Origin of the sequence: Vibrio sp. V19_P1S1T109, from assembly GCF_002241375.1 — a bacterium.
Classification (GTDB): Bacteria; Pseudomonadota; Gammaproteobacteria; order Enterobacterales; family Vibrionaceae; genus Vibrio; species Vibrio anguillarum.
In genome coordinates this window covers 1-19,356 of sequence record NZ_NDIM01000065.1, presented here as the reverse complement: position 1 = coordinate 19,356, position 19,356 = coordinate 1, and the positions used below count along the sequence as shown (strand labels likewise).

At 47.3% G+C, this 19,356-nt stretch carries 14 protein-coding genes; 6 read left to right on the top strand and 8 right to left on the bottom strand.

Features of this window, described 5'->3' with window-relative positions; translation table 11 throughout:
* Positions 1-54 precede the first annotated feature (54 nt).
* The 4 genes from B9J87_RS03215 to csdA all read left to right on the top strand — a co-directional run bounded on the left by B9J87_RS03215 (position 55) and on the right by csdA (position 3,643).
* A complete protein-coding gene (locus B9J87_RS03215) occupies positions 55-843 on the top strand; it encodes a nucleoside-specific channel-forming Tsx family protein (RefSeq protein ID WP_017046576.1) in 789 nt (262 codons plus the stop codon).
* A gap of 102 nt (positions 844-945) precedes the next feature.
* The gene (panE, locus tag B9J87_RS03210; protein WP_088732801.1) at positions 946-1,836 is read left to right on the top strand and encodes a 2-dehydropantoate 2-reductase; all 891 of its coding nucleotides are present in this window, start codon (positions 946-948) and stop codon (positions 1,834-1,836) included.
* Positions 1,833-2,432 (top strand): DJ-1 family glyoxalase III, encoded by a 600-nt coding sequence (locus tag B9J87_RS03205; protein WP_064625831.1) that lies wholly within the window; start codon positions 1,833-1,835, stop codon positions 2,430-2,432. The genes panE and B9J87_RS03205 overlap by 4 nt, the downstream gene beginning before the upstream one ends.
* Positions 2,432-3,643, top strand: a complete 1,212-nt coding sequence (gene csdA / locus B9J87_RS03200) for a cysteine desulfurase CsdA (RefSeq protein ID WP_088732803.1) — start codon at positions 2,432-2,434, stop codon at positions 3,641-3,643. Before B9J87_RS03205 ends, csdA begins: the two co-directional genes overlap by 1 nt.
* A 32-nt stretch (positions 3,644-3,675) precedes the next feature.
* Here the strand turns inward: csdA and csdE are convergent, their stop codons facing one another.
* From csdE to B9J87_RS03180, 4 genes are all read right to left on the bottom strand, one after another.
* Positions 3,676-4,107, bottom strand: coding sequence for a cysteine desulfurase sulfur acceptor subunit CsdE (csdE, locus tag B9J87_RS03195; protein ID WP_094149344.1), 432 nt, complete (start codon positions 4,105-4,107; stop codon positions 3,676-3,678).
* 5 nt (positions 4,108-4,112) lie between these two features.
* Complete coding sequence (gene tcdA, locus B9J87_RS03190) at positions 4,113-4,922, bottom strand: tRNA cyclic N6-threonylcarbamoyladenosine(37) synthase TcdA (protein ID WP_017049732.1); 810 nt, start codon at positions 4,920-4,922, stop codon at positions 4,113-4,115.
* A 90-nt stretch (positions 4,923-5,012) separates the two neighbouring features.
* A complete protein-coding gene (mltA, locus tag B9J87_RS03185) occupies positions 5,013-6,116 on the bottom strand; it encodes a murein transglycosylase A (protein WP_013856156.1) in 1,104 nt (367 codons plus the stop codon).
* 69 nt (positions 6,117-6,185) lie between these two features.
* On the bottom strand, positions 6,186-6,653 hold the full coding sequence (locus B9J87_RS03180; RefSeq protein WP_013856155.1) for a DUF2850 domain-containing protein: 468 nt from the start codon (positions 6,651-6,653) through the stop codon (positions 6,186-6,188).
* Between the two features lie 151 nt (positions 6,654-6,804).
* Between B9J87_RS03180 and argA the strand changes: the two genes are divergently transcribed.
* Entirely contained in the window at positions 6,805-8,142 is a 1,338-nt protein-coding gene (argA, locus tag B9J87_RS03175; RefSeq protein WP_176429468.1) for an amino-acid N-acetyltransferase, read from the top strand.
* A 257-nt stretch (positions 8,143-8,399) separates the two neighbouring features.
* A complete protein-coding gene (locus B9J87_RS17880) occupies positions 8,400-8,579 on the top strand; it encodes a hypothetical protein (protein ID WP_013856153.1) in 180 nt (59 codons plus the stop codon).
* A 114-nt stretch (positions 8,580-8,693) separates the two neighbouring features.
* Here B9J87_RS17880 and recD read toward each other — a convergent pair whose 3' ends face one another.
* The 4 genes from recD to B9J87_RS03150 all read right to left on the bottom strand — a co-directional run bounded on the left by recD (position 8,694) and on the right by B9J87_RS03150 (position 19,266).
* Entirely contained in the window at positions 8,694-10,820 is a 2,127-nt protein-coding gene (recD, locus tag B9J87_RS03165) for an exodeoxyribonuclease V subunit alpha (protein ID WP_094149342.1), read from the bottom strand.
* Entirely contained in the window at positions 10,817-14,434 is a 3,618-nt protein-coding gene (gene recB, locus B9J87_RS03160; RefSeq protein ID WP_094149341.1) for an exodeoxyribonuclease V subunit beta, read from the bottom strand. The genes recD and recB overlap by 4 nt, the downstream gene beginning before the upstream one ends.
* Positions 14,435-14,707: 273 nt before the next feature.
* Positions 14,708-18,151 (bottom strand): exodeoxyribonuclease V subunit gamma, encoded by a 3,444-nt coding sequence (recC, locus tag B9J87_RS03155; protein WP_094149340.1) that lies wholly within the window; start codon positions 18,149-18,151, stop codon positions 14,708-14,710.
* A gap of 98 nt (positions 18,152-18,249) precedes the next feature.
* Positions 18,250-19,266: a TDT family transporter gene (locus tag B9J87_RS03150; protein WP_013856149.1), complete on the bottom strand. Its 1,017-nt coding sequence runs from the start codon at positions 19,264-19,266 to the stop codon at positions 18,250-18,252.
* Positions 19,267-19,356: the final 90 nt, after the last annotated feature.

Genomic DNA, 19,356 nt, shown 5'->3' with positions numbered 1-19,356 from the left:
GCACATCAGAAATATACGTGTGCTGAATTATGACAAACATAGAGAGTCCCCCTTATGCGTAAATCACTTCTAGCTCTAGGCCTAATGGCTGCAACTTCTGCTCCAGTTATGGCCGCTGACTATTCAGATGGCGACATCCATAAAAACGATTACAAATGGATGCAATTTAACCTAATGGCTGCAATCGATGAATTACCAGGTGAGTCATCGCATGATTACCTAGAGATGGAATTTGGCGGCCGCTCAGGGATTTTTGATCTGTACGGTTACGTTGATATCTTTAACCTGCTAAGCAACCCAAGCAGTGACAAAGAAGGTAAAGAAAAAATCTTTATGAAATTTGCACCTCGTATGTCACTAGATGCACTTACAGGTAAAGATTTGTCTTTCGGGCCAGTGCAAGAGTTGTATGTCTCTACGCTAATGGAATGGGGTGGTAACTCTGGCGTTAACACTCAAAAAGTGGGCCTTGGCTCTGATGTGAATGTGCCTTGGCTCGGTAAAGTAGGTTTAAACCTGTACGGTACTTACGATTCAAATAAGAAAGATTGGAATGGTTTCCAAATCTCAACCAACTGGTTCAAGCCTTTCTACTTCTTTGAAAACGGCTCATTTATCTCTTACCAAGGTTACATCGATTACCAATTTGGTATGGAAACAGGCAAAGGATACGCAACATCTAGCGATGGCGGTGCTATGTTTAACGGTATCTACTGGCACTCAGACCGCTTTGCTGTGGGTTACGGCCTAAAAGGCTACAAAGATATCTACGGTATCAAAGATACTGATGGATTCAAATCAACTGGCTTTGGTCACTACCTAGCTGTGACTTACAAGTTCTAATCGAACCTAAGTTTTGGCAAATGGCGCTCTCGAGCGCCATTTTTATTGCTTTCCATTTCTACCTCATTATCCTTGGCGCAAAGTCAAATATGGAGAGGTGTTATGAATATCGTCGTGCTTGGGCCGGGCGCGGTTGGGTTGCTTTGGGCGACAAAGCTGCATGCTGCTGGACACCGCGTTTCATTATGGGGCAGACAACCTCAATCTTCACTTTCCATTGCTTTAGATAAACAGGCGTCTATTACCCTGCCCTGCAATGATCACAGCGCGCTCTGCCATGCCGATCTCTTACTGATTACCGTTAAGGCTTGGCAAGTCGAGCAAGCGCTCACTCCACAGCTGAAGACACTCAATCGTGACACCATTTTGCTATTTATGCACAACGGCATGGGCGCGCTTGATTCGATGCAGGATCAACTGAATGACTTTCCTATTGTGCTTTCAACCACCACGCACGGTGCACTCAAGCCGTCAATGAATCAAGTATTGCATACTGGCAAAGGCGTAACTCAATTAGGGGCTTACAACGCCCAAGGTAAGCAGTGTCAGTTTCTAGTGGATGTACTTCAGCATGCATTGCCAGACGTAATGTGGAATAACACGATTGAAGAAGCACTATGGCATAAGCTTGCAATTAACTGCGCGATTAACCCGCTCACCGCATTAGAGCAATGTCGCAATGGTGAGTTAGCCGATGAACGCTTCCAACGGCCGCTGGAAAATATTGTTGCAGAAGTCGCCGATGTCATGAGCGCTGAAGGCTTTGCGATCACTCAATCATCACTGCTTGCTAAGGTTAAGCTGGTGATTCAAGCCACAGCAGAGAATTATTCGTCAATGCATCAAGATATTTTCTATCAACGTAAGACTGAGATAGACTTTATTACGGGCTATTTACTGAAGAAAGCAGAGCAACATCAGCTCGCAACACCAGAAAATAGTAAGTTATATCACGCTATTCAACAGATAGAACACAGCTGGAAAAGCCAATGAGTAAACGAATTTTAGTCCCGATAGCAACAGGCTGCGAAGAGATGGAAGCGATCACCGTGATTGATATGATGGTCAGAGCTGGCTATCAAGTCGTGGTTGCCAGCGCTAATCTCGACGGGCAATTGATGATGAAAGCCTCACGCGGAGTGACATTAACCGCAGACTGTAAACTGCTGGATGTGATCGATGAAGAGTTTGACGTGATTGCGCTGCCCGGTGGCGTTGGAGGCGCTGAGATCTTTCGTGACAATCCAGTGCTAATCGAAATGCTCAAGCAACAGCATAACCATGGTCGATGGTTGGCGGCTATTTGTGCCACGCCAGCCTTAGTTTTGCAACATCATCAGCTTTTCCCGCAAGCGATCATGACAGGGCACCCGGCTTTTCGCGATCATATCCCAACTGATTTATGGCGAGATCAACGCGTAACCATCGATACAAACCATCAATTAATCACCAGCCAAGGGCCGGGAACAGCACTTGAGTTCGCGATGGAGATCATCATATCACTCTCAGGTAAAGCACACGCATGGTCAGTTGCACAGCCAATGGTGACACTGGCAGCATTGAATTATCACAAGTTAGGTGAGCAATAATGTTTGACGTGCAGACCATTCGCGATCAATTCCCCGCACTCAATCAAGCCGTGGATGGCGAAACTCTGATTTATCTAGACAGCGCCGCTACCACGCAAAAGCCGCAAGTGGTGATAGATGCCATTAGCCATTACTACAGTACGCAAAATGCCAATGTACATCGTGGTAGCCATCGCTTAACAGCAAAAGCGACCAACGATTTTGAAGCGGCGCGTGACACTATGGCTCAATTTATTGGCGCATCATCTCGTAAAGAGATTATTTGGACTCGCGGAGCGACCGAAGCGATCAACCTGATCGCGCAGACTTACGCACGTAATACATTGCAAGCCGGTGATGAGATTCTAGTCAGTGAAATGGAACACCACGCCAATATAGTGCCTTGGCAAATCGTCGCGGCTCAAACCGGAGCAAGCGTCGTCAAAGTCCCCATCACGCCAGAGTGCCACTTTGATCTTGAGGCTTTTCAAGCACGGCTATCGAATAAAACCAAAATTGTCGCCCTAGCCCATACCACCAACGTGACGGGCACGCGCCAACCGATTGAAACTGTAATTAAACTAGCGCACCAAGTCGGCGCTGTGGTCGTGATTGATGGCGCGCAAGGAATTGTGCATGAAACTGTCAACGTGCGCGAACTCGACGCCGATTTTTATCTCTTTTCTGGGCACAAGCTTTACGCTCCCGCTGGCATTGGCGTTCTGTACGGAAAATTAGCGCTGCTTGAAACAATGCCTCCATGGCATGGCGGCGGCAAGATGGTAGAAAAAGTCTCGTTTGAAGGTACAACATTTGCCGAACTGCCGGGGAAATTTGAAGCAGGCACACCGAATGTCGCAGGGGCGATAGCCCTTGCCAAAGCAATCGAATGGTTACAAAACTGCAATCGAATGGCCGTAGAAACTCACCTGCATAGATTGCAAGCACGCACTTATCAAGCCCTGCAACAGCTCGATGATATTCGCGTGATCGGCTATCAACCGAATGCCAGTATTCTCAGTTTTGTGATGGATGGCGTTCATCATCAAGACATAGCCACCTTACTCGATCAGCAAGGCATCGCGGTTCGCTCTGGCCATCACTGCGCTCACCCATTAATGGATGCACTCGGGTTAACTGGCACAGTGAGAATTTCGTTTGGTATTTACAATACCGAACAAGAGGTTGAACAGTTGATCGCCGCCATCACTAAAGCGGTTGATATGCTGTAATAATTCCCCCTTTCATCAAAAGGGGGAGATGCTCAGCTTGGATCGATATTTTTTATCTTATCGACAATGGCTTTAAGGCCATTACCACGTGAAGGACTTAAATGGGCAATCAAGCCTATTTTTTCAAAATAAGCATCCACATCAAACGCTTGAATTTGTGCGTAGGTCTTGCCGTTGTACGCAGCAAGGACTAAAGCAATTAAACCACGCACAATCCGCGCATCCGAATCGGCACAGAAAGACCATATTCCTTGGTGCTCCTGCCCCACTAACCATACTTGACTCTCGCAGCCTGCAACACTGACTTGCTGCGATTTCAAAGCATCAGGCATCGCGGGCAATAACTTCCCCCACTGGATCACTTGTCGATAGCGATCTTCCCAGCCAGTAAAATTTTGCATGGTCGCCACAATGTCATCAGCGCTAATCTCACGACCAAAGGGGGAGGCAGGAAAAGGAGTCATTAACGTTACACCTTATGTTTCTGAATTAACTTTTCAACAATGCGCGCTACGGCAACAAAACCAAAGGTTGCGGTAACAACCGTCGCAGCGCCAAATCCGCTGGCGCAATCCATCCGCTTTGGCCCTTCTGCGGTTGATTTCACCGCGCACACACTGCCATCGGCTTGCGGATATTTGAGCTGCTCTGTTGAGAACACGCAATCAATACCAAACTTACGCGCAGGGTTTACAGGGAAATTATGGCGATGACGAAGCGTATCTTTGAGTTTTTTTGCCAATGGGTCTTGAATCGTTTTGGTTAAATCCGCGACCTTGATTTGAGTTGGGTCAACTTGACCACCCGCACCACCGACGGTAATCACTTTAATTTTATTGCTACGGCAATAAGCCAGTAGTGAAGCTTTCGCTTTCAAACTGTCTATCGCATCAAGCACGTAATCGAACGTTTGACTCAAATAGCGGTGTTGGTTATCTGGCGTGATAAAGTCATCAATTAAGTGCACCACACACTCAGGGTTGATGAGCTTGACCCGCTCGGCCATCACTTCAATCTTACTTTGCCCAACCGTACCGCTCATCGCATGGATTTGACGGTTGATGTTGGTGACGCACACATCGTCCATATCAATCAGCGTTAACTCGCCAATGCCGGTGCGCGCCAATGCTTCGACTGCCCACGAGCCAACGCCACCGATACCAATCACACACACATGCGCAGCACGCAGTATTTCAACCTCACGATTTCCATAAAGGCGACGAGTGCCTCCGAAGCGTTGGTTGTAGCTATCTGAAGCGGGGGTATCGAGTTCACGCATAATTAAAAGTCCGATTGAAAGCGATAGAAAAATAAAGAGTGCGATTTATACGCACTCTTTATTTAAAAGTCTAGGTCGAAACCTGTGTCACTATTGTAGCTTTTCAGGCGGCAATGCCCAAGGTGCTTGTGTGGCTGAGTTTTCTAACCCCAGTTTCCAAACGCGACCAAAATGTTTGTAATGCCCTGCTTCCGTTCCGGCGCGCTCGCCCATGCCATGGTACAGATCGAGGTGGTTATCTTTTACCGCGCCGCCCGTATCTAGCACAATCAACATTCTCAACTGATGAGCGCCACTCCATGTACCATCTGCATTGAGCAGCGGCACTTCTGCTAAAATAGGTGTGCCCATTGGAAAGATGGAACGATCTCCGGCCACCGAGGCCATCGGCAGTAGTGGAATACCGGCAGAGCCAGTGACAGGGGCTGCCGCTTTGGGCGCAAAAAAGACATAGGAAGGATTTTGCTCTAGCAGCTCTCTCACCGTCGGTTCATCATTGGCTAGCACCCATTCCTTGATCGCTTTGAGTGACATTTTCTCTCGTGTCACTTCACCTCGTTCAATCAAGACTTTGCCAATACTGATGTAGGCTTTGTTATTCTTACCCGCGTAAGCGAAGTACTCAAGCGTATCGTCATCTTCAAAATGCACAAAACCACTGCCTTGCACCTCCATAATGAAAGGGTCAATCAGGTTCGCCGCATAACCTAACTCAAGCCCTTTTTCAGCTAACGCACCATCATAAATTTGCGCACGCGTTGGGCAATCGGCCGAACATTCAGGCAAACCAAATACGGGATATTTGAATATTTCATCCGGTTGATGGCGAAGCTCCATTACCGGAGAAAAATAGCCAGTGAAAAGCACATTACCTTTTTTATCGCCACCACCAAGCTGCGCCGCTTGTATTCCAAAATTCGCCAAATCTTGTGGATCACCACTTTGCAAAATCCATTCACTGATCTGTTGATACAAAGGTTGATAAATCGCTGCCATCGACGCCGAGCGAGTCACCACTTGTTCGCTCTGTTTGGAAAATTGCGTAAAGTCACGTGGCGTATTGGACTGCACCGTGTCTACTTTGTTGAGCGCTTTAGAGAAATCACCATCCAAATATTGCTGAGCACGGTCGGTCGGTTGCGCACAACCAAACAGCAGCAGTACTGCCGCAAGAGGAAAAATTTGCTTAATCACAGAAGTTATCCGTTATTTGAGTTGCTAAAAGCATGACAAACTCGCGCCTAAACCGCAATCAGCGAATTGTTAACGGAGGTTTTTTTGGTATTTTCCTGACAATCGGAAGGTTGGATTGTAGTGCGACGACGACATTTGTGTCATTTCGGTATTGTTATCATCACGCATTTTGTAACGATAGCTCGTATCACCAATCTGGTATTCTAAAAAATGACCATCAAACTCAAATGAAGTGGTGAGTACTCGGCCACTACTGATCACGCCTGCTTTCCCCAATTCAATTCGTTTGGCTGAATAAGGGGCAACATACTGCTCAACCCAAACCCCATACACCTCATCCTTTGGCGAAAAATAGTTTTCCAACCGAGTAAAGAGATCACCGTATAGCGACGCTACGGAAAGCAAGCCAATCATCACAACCAGCATCAAGCCTCGTTCAATGTACTTACGTCTTCGCAAGTTTGTGAACTGAGGCGTAGCCGTAAGGCCTACGTTTTTTGTCATTTTCATACGACTCAACTCGTTGGTTTTGGCCATATTTCGCCTTTATTGGCAAGCAGTCTAACGTGTCCTAAATCAGAGATAAAATCGGCGATTGAATAATTGCACCAAACTCAAAAAACCACTTGCCGACACGTGAATAAAAAGTCATTATTTGAACATATTTAAACACCAAGGTGCTCTCAGAGTGAAAATTCGCAGTACAGCTCTCGTTAAAGGATTTAGACAATCTGCTCCCTATGTTAACGCTCACCGTGGTAAAACCATGGTGATCATGCTCGGCGGTGAAGCGATTGCCGATAAAAATTTCGCTAATATCATCAGCGATCTCGCACTGCTGCATAGCCTTGGTGTCAAAATTGTTTTGGTGCACGGTGCCCGCCCACAAATCAACCAGATTCTGGCGACACATCATTGCTCCACTCCTTATCACAAAGGCATTCGGGTCACTGATGAGGAAGCGCTCAGCTTAGTCATGCAAGCCGCGGGGCAGCTCCAACTCGCTATCACAGCACGCCTTTCAATGAGCTTAAATAACACGCCAATGGCAGGAACTCAGCTCAATATCGTTAGTGGTAATTTTGTTATCTCTCAACCATTAGGTATAGATGATGGTGTCGATTATTGCCACAGTGGCCGCATTCGCCGTATTGATATTGAAGGCATCAACCGTATGCTTGACCAAGGTTCGATCGTGCTACTGGGGCCAATTGCGAGTTCCGTCACTGGCGAATGTTTTAATTTGCTCTCTGAAGAAGTAGCCACACAAGTCGCAATACGCCTAAAGGCAGATAAGCTGATCGGTTTTTGCTCAGAGCAAGGCATTATCGATGAGCAAGGCAATGCGATTGCTGAACTGTTTCCATCTGATGTTGAACGGATAATGCAGCGTATTGAAGCAGATACCGACCAAGTTCAGGATAATAGCTCAGGTACCTCACGCTTTCTGCAAGCCGCCGTTTCAGCGTGCCGTGCAGGTGTGCCACGTAGTCACTTAGTCAGTTACAAACAAGATGGTGCTTTGATCCAAGAGTTGTTCTCTTTTGACGGGATCGGTACTCAGATTGTCATGGCAAGTGCCGAACAAGTCCGTCAGGCACAGATCGATGATATCGGCGGAATTTTCGATTTAATCCGCCCGTTAGAAGAACAAGGAATATTAGTACGGCGTTCACGTGAGCAGTTAGAGCAAGAGATACACAAATTCACGATTATTGATAAAGATGGCTTATTGATTGGTTGCGCCGCACTTTACCCTTACCCAGAAGAGGGCATGGCAGAAATGGCGTGTGTCGCTATTCACCAGGAGTATCGGGACGGCAACCGCGGTTTATTGTTACTCAATCACATGAAGCAACAAGCAAAATCGATGCGTTTAGATCGCCTCTTTGTTTTGACAACGCACAGTTTACATTGGTTTAGAGAGCAAGGTTTTTATGAAGTCGGTGTGGAATCGTTACCGATAACTAAACAGAGTTTGTACAACTATCAACGCCGTTCAAAAATTTTACTCCTGACGCTCTAACGTCAGGATATTGTATTTATTCGTTAAGTTATGGTGAATAGTTTATCTTTGATCAAGTGCAAACGTTTTCATTGTTTTGTATACAAAATAAGCGCTTTATTTAACTTAATATTATGTGTAGAATCCGCCGACATCATTAACGATGTACATTTAATGAACAACACAGGAACTTGGCTTTATACCGATTGGTCAGATACCAGTAGGTCGGCTTGCACGGATTGCTTTTACTACGACACGTACTTAAGAGCAAAAATTCTATGAAAACTGTTATTTGTAACTCACTTCAAAGCTTTTGGGATATGGCTGATAACCAATTCCTTGAAGGCCAACATGTGCATTGCGTATTCCCCGTTAACGACAAGCTACGAGTCTTTATACTCAGCTCGCAAGATCGTTATAAAATCAGAAACATCTCTTTTACTCATGCTTTCGCATAGCAACACACCAAATCAGTAATTGAGCTTCCCCCAAACAACGGAATGAATTGAACATACCATGTAAACTTCAAACTGTGTGGGGACAGCTCAAACTCGTTTATCCTAGTTGCTGATTTACACTAGTCTCTTGTCTAATCTCGTAACTAAGCCGCTGGCTCGCTGCGTTTTTATCTTGAGCCCTCGTTTCATCGTTCCCATGTCAGCAAAAAGCATCAGCTGCTTCTTGGCGCGCGTAATGCCAGTATAGATAAGCTCTCTGGTCAATATCGGGCTAAAATCAGGCGGTAAAATCATCAGCGTTAGATCAAACTCACTGCCTTGTGATTTATGAATGGTCATCGCATAGGCTGTTTCGTGCTCTGGTACGCGGCTTGGTAAAATAGCTTTCACGCTACCATCTGGCAGCTCAAAATACACTTTCAAACGCGGTTCTTGCTCGCTCGTATCAAGCATGCATATGCCGATATCACCATTATACAAACCCAGCCCATGATCGTTACGCGCCACCATCACGGGTCGGCCGTGATACCAAATCTCATCTTGAGTCTTGATCAACTTACGTGCGACCAGCGCACGTTCAATACGTTGATTCAAACCACTAACCCCAAAATCCCCTTCACGAATAGCACAAAGCAAACGGCATTGATTAAAGCAATCCAATACGGCTTTGGCTTTTTGGGCTTGAGTTTCCGCAGTATAAGCACCAGAACTCTCGATGCGCATGAGATAACGACCATACTCCTTGACTAAGGTTTTCAGCATTAGGTTATAGCTTTCACTGCTGAGTGAGTGGTGCGTAATATCAGCATAATTACGTTTTAACACCTCATCCACCATAGCCACTTGCCCAGCATTGATCGCTTTTGCTAATTGACCAATGCCTGATCGGACATCAAAGCGGTAGCTTTTTTTCAGCATGCATAAACTGTCTGAAATCGGGGTTGCGTTAGGGTGTGAATGAGCAATCAGTGTTTGATAGCCTGTTAACTTAGCTAGGTACTCGCTGTGCGTTCGGCTGTAGCCTAAGGTCAAAAATGAACAAATGTCCCCCAGCACAGCGCCCGCTTCGACTGACGCAAGTTGGTCTTTATCACCCAGTAAAATCAAGCGCGCGTGTTTGGGTAATGCCTCGATTAACTTGACCATCATCGGTAAATCGACCATCGATGCTTCATCAACCACCAATATATCCAAATGCAGCGGGTTACGCTGATGGTGACGAAACTCAACACTGTTAGGTATGACGCCCAATAAACGGTGAAGTGTGCTCGACTCGGTGGGAATCGCCGCTTTCAACGCCGGCTCAACCGCCAGTTCAGCCACCGCTTTACCGATCGATTCCGTTAAACGTGCCGCAGCTTTACCCGTTGGTGCGACCAATTTAATGGTGGGCGTCTCACCTTGCTGTTGGGCTTGGGTAATCAAAGCGGCTAGTAATTTGGTAACCGTGGTGGTTTTACCGGTTCCCGGCCCGCCAGAAATCACGGCAAAGCGGCGTGTCAGTGCCACTGCCGCTGCGACTTTTTGCCAGTTGATGCAAACGCTTTGCGGGATCAGCGTCTCTAACGCTTCGAGTTCTTTCGCCGTACGTGCTTGGCTAATGACTTGATCAATCTCATTCCAATTAAGTTCATCGGCGTTGACCACATCCAGAAAATCACACACTTGTTGCTGGCGTGCTGATGCATTGGCTGTCTCTGGCAATTGGCGAAGCGCATGGAGCAGAAAGTGGTATTGACGCGCAAACAGTGTATCGAGCAGCAATTTTAGCTTTTGGACATCAGTAGGCTTTAGGCTCATAGGTGTCCCAAAGCTGATTAAACGCTGTGCTAAGGTAACTTCATAATGCCAATAACGGTGTAGATATAAACGTTGCCCATCAAACATTAAAGGCACCGCTTCCCCTTGTTGTCCGACTAAGTATGAACGGTTGAGTAGCCAAGGCCAATCAATCGCCAATAGGTGCTGATTGACCGCCAATGCTGCCTCACCAAACAAGCCTAACTTAGCTGCGAGGTCGACACCCTGCGCCGTTGAAGCATCCACTAAAGGTAAGCAGATATGCCCCTTGGCCAATTCAGCACTGACCACCGCGGCAATAAATCCGAGCGCTTGGCTATGTTCAGCGCCAAGTTGCTGCTGGCTTTTTTGTTCGATAAAACGCGCGAATTGGTAATCTAACTGACGCATAGCGCCTTTTTCCGCTAACTGCTTAAGCGTTATCATTAGCGTACTGCTCATAAATCTAACTCCATTTGCCCTGCATCGGTCGCGCGAGTATCTACGATTTCTCCATCAATCAATCTGTCCATCTCATCAAGCAGTTCAAAGCTCGGTTTGGTTGAGAAAATCCCATGCTCAGACTCGCCATCCATGCCGCGCAAAAAGAGATAATAGACTCCGCCAAAATGGCGATGGTAGTCATAGTTTGCTAGACGGCTGCGTAAGAATCGATGCAGCGCCAATGCATAGAGTTGATATTGTAAATCATAGCGATGCTCTGCCATCGCCGCTTTCAAACGCTCGCCATGATAGGCGCTCACATCATCCCCCAAATGATTCGACTTCCAGTCCAGCACGTAATACTTTCCTTGATGCTCAAACAGCAAATCAATAAAGCCCTTCAGCATGCCCTGCACAGTGTAAAAACCAAGATCTCCGGCTTTGGCCGACAGTGGATCATGGCGTTGAATGACACGGTTCAATGCAGGAGCGCTCAGTACTTCTATCGGTAATAGAAATTCCATTTCAACCAAGCGCTGAGTGGCGGTTTTTTGGTTCAAACGCAACGTTTTGCCATCTAAAGGTGTCTGTAACACGGTATCGACCAGCGTTTGTAATACTGGTAACCATTCAATATCGATTTGTTCTCGCACCAGTAAATCCAGTATCACTTTTTGGTTAGCATCGCTGCTAGCAGGCTCAGTAAACTCTACCTCTTCAAAGAGAGAATGCAAAAAAGTACCGGGCGTTGCACCGCGTGGAAAAGTGAAAATAGAACGTTCAGGTTCAACCAGTAAAGCTTCCGCTTGCTCATCAACAGAGTCGATATCAAAGCCTGAGACTTCTAAACTCGCGTCGTGGCTAGCGTGTTTCACACCTTGTTTTACCAACCCAGAATAGCTGGTCATTCGCCAAAAACGGTCAATCTGCGCTTGCAGTGTTTTGGCACTCAATACCGGCGTATCGACGCTCAACGCTTTAAACGGCTCTGGCTGATCGGCTGGTGGCTCAGAGACACGAATGTATTGATTAGATTGAGCGTGCAACGCAGCGTTAAGATCGGCAATGCCTGCGGCTTGACCATTTTGCAGCAGATAGCCAATGGCACTTAAATGCACACCGGTTGGCTCTTTGGTGGAGCGGCCATTACGCAGCGGCGCAATGCCGATAAAACAGCCATACACAGCACGAGTCAGCGCTACATAAATCAAGCGCAGATCTTCCGCAAGCCGCTCTTTATCTGCTTGCTTGAGAGAAGCTTCACTGGCGGTAATATCCAGCACAGTTTCCTCATTCACGGCATCATGATATTTGCCTTCACTTGCCTCGCGATAGCTGACCACAAACGGCAGAAACACTAAGTCATATTCCAAACCTTTCGATTTGTGAATAGTGACGATCTGCACTAGGTTGCGTTCGGATTCCAAACGTTGAATTTGATCATCACGGCCCCCTAGGCCATGCTCGGCGTCACTGATAGCTTGTGCCAGCCAGCGCAGCAAACCGTGATCGCTATCAATCTCTTGTCGCGCTTGCTGTAGTAGCTCACCGATGTGCATAAAATCGGTCAGTGAGCGCTCACCTTGCGGCTCTTCCAACCAACGTTCAGCGACGTGACGTTTGCTCATCACACTGCGCAACATAGGAAGCACGCCGCGCTCAAGCCACAATTGGCGATACTGTTTAAATTCGTTAACCGCGTTTTCCCATACCGATTCGTCGTTGTTTAAATCATCCAAGCTGGCAGCATCTAAAGCGAAAAGTGGTGAGGCCAAACAAGCCCGCAAGGCGCGATCATGTTCAGGAGTCAGTACCGCTTGCAATAGACGCTGTACATCTTGTGCTACCTCGCTGCTAAAAACACTATCGCGGTTCGAGAGATAAACACTGGCAATGCCTTGCGTGGCGAGCGCCTCTTTCACCATACGACCTTCATTACCCGTTCGAACTAAGACCGCGATGTCGCCTGCTTGCACGCTCTTTTGCCCTTTAGCAGCATCAAAGTACGCTTGTTGATGCTGCGCGGCGCTCAAAATTGTCTGAATTTGGCTGGCGCACGCTTTGGCCATGCATTGCAGGTATTCGCCTTTTGGCAACGGGCTGTCTTGCGTTTCTTGCAGCCAATAGGTGAGCGCTGGTTGCACGGTTCCGTTAAGCCACCATTGACGCTGCTGCGCATTTGGGCTGGCTTCAACGGGTAAAAAGGGAATGTCTTGGTCGTAGATAAAAGCACTATCAGGCATACTAAAAATCTGATTGACGGCATTGACCATATTCGCGCTAGAACGCCAGTTGGTCCCCAAGGTGTAGTGTGCGCTCACCTGTTTACGCGCTTTGATGTAGGTAAAAATGTCTGCACCACGAAACGCGTAAATCGCTTGTTTTGGGTCGCCAATCATAAACAAACCACATTCAGCCTTAGGCAGATAAATGCGGCTAAAAATACTGTATTGCAGCGGATCGGTATCTTGGAATTCATCGATCATCGCAACGGGGTAAAGGCTGCGAATCCGCTCAGTCAGTATGCCCAGCTCATCATTATCTATCGCGGCAGAAAGCTGAGTGAGCAAATCATCAAACGATAACCACTGCTTTTGTGCTTTCGCTTTGGCAAGCATGGCTCGGCAATGAGTAATAGCGTGCGCCAGCAGCGGCGCTTCTAAGCTGATGGGTTGTTGCAAAAAGAGCTCAATGGTCGTGAACAGCGCATGTTGCGGGGGTTGACCTTTTTTCGACTTAGCCTCCAACGCGCTTTGTGCAAACTCTTGTAATTCACTCGGTAGGTTCAATTCATGCTGTGGGTTGCTTGCCCACAACGCTAACCCTTCTAGCCGTTTCAGTAACGCTTTCTTGGTTGCTGCATGCAAATCTGAAGCTTCAATGCACGGCGGTAAATCATCGCATGAATCAAGCCACTGCTTTTTTAACGACTCTATGCGTGACAAGCACGATTGATAAAGCGCGCTTAAATCGCCACTCATCGCTTCAACAGAGAGCGTTAGCGCCGAGCCAGTTAAATAGCCACTGATTTTTTCAAGCAGCGCCGCTGGTGATGACCATAAACGGCGCACTTCCGCAGCGAGCTGAATCGACAACGGATAGAACTGACGACGCCAATAATCCGCGACCACTTGCGCTTTTAGATGGCTTTCATCGGTCACAAATTCGTGATTAAAACGGCTGCCCGATTCAAACGCATTTTGGGTGAGCATACGCTGGCAAAAACCGTGAATGGTATAGACTGCCGCTTCATCCATCTGCCGTTCCGCTTGCAGTAATATTTGCGCCGCTTGCTTGTGATGACTGGTTTGCTCAAGTAGCGGTTTGATAACAGGGTCATCACTGAAACCGCGCGAAAAAGCGATACGCGCCTCATGAATGCGCCGCCGAATACGGTCACGAAGCTCAGCAGTGGCAGCTTCAGTAAAGGTAACCACTAGAATTTGATCGACCGTCAGTGGCACTTGATGACGTGACTTTGCATCACCATGCCCAAGTAACAGGCGCAAATACAAACCTGCAATGGTGAAGGTTTTACCCGTGCCCGCCGACGCTTCGATAAGCCTTGCACCGTGCAGCGGGAACGTAAGGGTATTTAATGGTGTTGTGACCGTAGCCGGGGTCATACTCATAAACAGTTAGCCTTTGAATACTCAAGCGAATGTGATCGCGCTTGAATAATGATATGAATAATCAAAATAAGTTTATAAATTAAGACGTTGTGAGATCTTTCTCACGGTTCGCCAAACGGGCAGCCTTTACTATCCGCGCCACGTGTTTCGTAAATCTCACGATGATGCGAACCAACCAAATCATGGTCCCTCTGACCTGTGGCCGTACAGAAAACGCCCTACACAATAATGATTGACTGGCGGCCACTCTACTTTCCAAGCAGTTATCCATCGCTAAACATCCTGCGCCACTTGAACCCACAATCGTGGCCCTTGCATCACCAATGCGGCTAATAAACGCACCTGCTCAGCTAAGGCTTCATTCCACTGCGGCCAAATACGCGCGATGTAAACATTGCTTCCTTCACCGTGGCTCATGTAACTTTCATTAAAGCTATCGGCCATTTTCTTGAGCGATTTGTCGCGATCATCAACCCATTGACCACGGCTGAAGCCAGCTTCCACGCAGGCTAACGCGGTTTTTGGAAAGTAAGCGAGCGGTGCTGTCATACCTTGATAAAACAAACCCACCAGTTCTGCGAGCAACGCTTTGGCTTGTTCGGTATCGGGCATGGGCGGATAAATAAAATGCTGCACACCTTCTTTACGATCGTAGCCCATCAAATGAGTAGGTTGACTTTCGCCCATCGCCGCTAGTGAGAGATGATCAATCCACGCGGCTAAATAGTCCTGCGCGCGAATCGAACCACTGCGGTAGCGCACTAAACCGGATTGATAGCGCTTAGTCAGCCACCCCGTCAGTTGTACGTTTTTGCCTTCACCAAACAATTCAAATCGCAGATCGATCTCTTGGTCATCAAGTGGCGAATGGCATAAGAAAGCGATTCTTTGCGCCAATTCTTGTGCTTGCACGCGATTAGTTTCAAATTCCAAGGATCCAAAAGCACCAATCGGTAACTTTCCTTGCGCGCGCTGCTGGTCAATGAATCTCTCAAGGGCATGCGGTGAATTGGGTTGTTCAAGCAGCAACTCTAGCAGTTCATCGCGTAACTGGTAGCTCTCCAAGCCATTTAAGGCAAAGGGTTCATCGTCTTCCATTACCGGTAACGGAGGCTCGAACGTCACTTTAAGGCGACGGTTAAAGAAATATTGCACAGGCAAACGCCAAAACCGTTGCAGCTCAACCAGATCTAAACTGACAGGAAAGCTCGCCCCTTGTAAATAATCGCTCAGGGCGAGATTAAACTCACCACTGGCTCGCCCTTGCCGACTGGCGGCAGGTAGCCACTCTTTGGCATAGCTACCGGTTTTACTCAAAAAAGCATTAGGGCTAAAAGGCACCATGGCGTGAGTGGTCGTTAAAGCACAGGCTAAATTTTTGGCCGATTGATCGCTGCCAAGCGCTTCATCCCCGACCAAACAGTAGTTTTGTTGGCAATACTCTAAAAGCTCAGAGACCAACACAGAAGGAACCCGTTCGGTATTATCTTGAATTGAGCGTCCAACGTAGCTGATGTACAAGGTTTGCTGCGCCGAGAGCATCGCTTCTAAGAACAAATAGCGGTCATCGTCACGCCGCGAGCGATCGCCAGCGCGGGTGCGACCGTTCATCAAATCAAACCCTTCGGCTGGCATAGTGCGCGGGTAAACGCCATCGTTCATTCCTAGTAAACAAACGGTTTTAAAAGGGATGGAACGCATTGGCATTAAAGTACAGAAATTGACTTGTCCCGCCAGAAAACGCTGGCTGATGCGCGTACCTGACAATTTGTTTTGCAAATATTGAGTAATAATACTTGGCGCAAGTGCTTGCTCATAACCGGCCTCGGCCAGTTGATCTTTTAACTGCGACAAGGTGTCGCGAATCGACTTGAGTGCGAGCTCCCCTTCCAACTCAACCTTGAAAAAAGCGCCAAGCATCTCACCGAGCAAGCGACGCCACTCGTCGACGCTTTGGGTCTGCGCTAACTGCTCGCGGTAATGGCTCACTTGCTGAATAAAGTGCGCTAATTTACCCGCCAATTCAGCGTTAATGCCTTGCACTTCATTATAAGGAGCGAGCGTCACTTCGCCTTGCGTAAATAAACCTGCTGAGGCTGGCATGGCATAACCAAGTAACATGCGCTCAATCCCGAATTGCCAAGTATTTTGCTCGGTCTGCGGCAACTCAAATTGTTGCGCGGTGCTAGCATTAAGCCCCCAGCGAATGCCTGACTCTTCTACCCACAATTTAGCTTGCGCAAAGTCTTGCTCATTAAGCTCAAATTTTGCCATCATCGCAGGAGTTTCAAGCAGCTCTAATAACTCTGACGCTAGGCAGCGAGAATCGGGTAAATGCACTAATTGCATAAATGCCGCTAAGATCGGGCTCTCTTGATCTGCCGTACGGTCTGAAATGGAGTAAGGAATAAAGCGCTCACCCGGCGCGTTACCAAATACTGCCGCAATGGCTGGGCTGTAGGCATTGATGTCCGCCACCATCACAATAATATCGCGCGGTTTCAGTTCAGGGTCAGCATCAAACATTGCCAGCAATTGATCGTGCAACACTTCCACTTCTCGCATCGGGCTATGGCAAGCATGAAGAGTGAGCGATGGATCATCCAAAGCAATCACTTGTTTGTGGTCGCTACTGTCCAGTTGACTATCATCTCGATGTTCTTGCAAATGTAAAATGTCGGCCTGCAACTGATGCAATAAGTTATCGCGTGGCAGATCAATAAAAAATTCGTGCTCTTCATTTTCCGTTTGGGAGAGTAAAAAAAGATTATCGCGCCCAAGTTTCCCCATCGAGGCCAATAACTCATTGCCAACCGCAGCTTCGGTATGCAATTCATCCACGAGGTTAGCTTCAATGTCGCCTTTAAGCGGCGAGCGTTGCCCTTCAAACTGAATCTTATCACCTTGTAAGGCGAACGTTTTACGTTGCTGACTGTGCAGTCTGGCGAGCGTTTTTCTATCTCGAAGATCGCCCCAATAATGCTGACAAGGGTTGGTAAACATCAAGTGAACATCAATCTGCTCGCCCAACGCTTTGAGTGCATCCATATAACGAGGCGGCAGTGACGAAATACCGAAAATAAACAAACGTTTGGGCAGTTTGGTTAAATCAACCGAGCCACGCGCAAGCTGATCAATAAAGCTTTGATAGAGATTGGCACGATGGTAGTGTGACTGGCCTTGATCTAGCGTGTATTGATATAAGGCTTGCCATAATATCGGCTGCCATGGGTGCTCATCACCAATCTCGCTCACATCATCGCCCGCCTCCCACTTGGCAATCCAGTCGGGGCGGTAGACTAAATAACCATCAAAAATATCGGCAATTTTCTCGGCCAACTGATAGAGCTTGGAATGGTCATCATCCTGTTCAAGGTAACGCTGCAAAGGGGCAAAGGGGTCGAGCGTAAGCAAGGTTGGCAACAGATGCATCAGTTTCCACGTCATCGCTTCTTTGTTAAAAGCGCTGCGCTTAGGTACATCAGGTAGCACTTTAGTGAACATGTCCCAAATAAAGGTCGCCGGTAGAGGAAACTCAAGGTTCGCCGCCACACCGAGCTCTTTCGCTAAGGCCATTTTGAGCCATTGCGACATCCCTGGGCTTTGCACCAAGATCTGCTCTTTCTCAAAGGGGTTGGCTAACGGTGCACTTTTGATCAAATGCACGAGCAGGATCTTTAAGGTATCGACTTTATTAGAATGGTAGACAGTAAACAAAATGCACTCACGCTTTTCTTGTCACAATAAGGACTGAGATTAGCATAAGTGCATTCCATACTTGAGAATTTTATGTTTTGAATTGCCTAAACTGCAGGCTATTTCATTTCACAGTTCAATGCGTGTTCATCTTGCTCTTCTAGCTCATTCATGCTGCTGAGTAGCACGCGATGAGGTTGATAGAAATTTAAGTAACGAATAGCAACATAACCCACCACAATAGTTGCCACAATCAACTCTAACCCAGCTAACCAATGCACTTGCTGTACATACTCAGCACTCACCCCAACGGTTTCCATCCAATGTGTGAGTTTAAATAGCGCCGTTGCACCAATCACCATTGGGAAGGTAAACGCTGCGTAGCCTGGGCTAAAAGGCAAGCGTAATAATTTAAAGAAAGCTAAGTAGATAATCGTTGTCATTAACACGGCAATACCAAATAAAATGCCGATAATCACTGGCGATGGGTTAGCCGTGACAGTTAAGTAACCAGCCAATGAGAGGCTCGCTGGCGCCGCCAAAATAGCCATAGTTGGTTTTGCTGCATCTGGAACTTCATGCGTGAACATGAAACGGTAAATCATCATCGGCAGCATCACCGCGTAAGCGACTAAACCGAACATCATGGTTGCATTTGCGATTGGTGCAAGTGCTGGGTTTCCAGAAAACGCCACGTCGGCCACAATAATACCCACAGGTGGAACGAACCAACTTGGCACCATGTGGTGAAGTTCAAAAGACTGCGCGCGATGGTACAAAAAACTGACCAAGAAGATGATGTGTAAACCCACAGCAAATAGCCATAACGCATCACCAGCCATTGGGTAAAAATGGCCTAATGAATTGGAAACCACCATTGTGCCCATCGCAAAAGTAGGCACAACACTGCCCACAACCGGATGAGCGAGATCTTGGCGTAATAAGTGACCATGAAAGAGAAATTTAAACGCAAGAACCACCAGCAACACGCTGGCAATAACGGCCCCACTTAATTGTCCATAACCTTGTAATGGTGCAAAGTTTTCCCAACTCCAACCCAAGCTTGCGATGCCTAGAGCTAAACCCGCCATAGGGGTTGGCGCACCCATAACTTTCGCTTTTGCTGCTCGAATCATATTGACCTCTCATCAGGACTAACAAAGTAGTTGTTCAATGTCGCTATCATACGCTTGCCTTTTGTTCTGATATATCTAAATATATAGAAC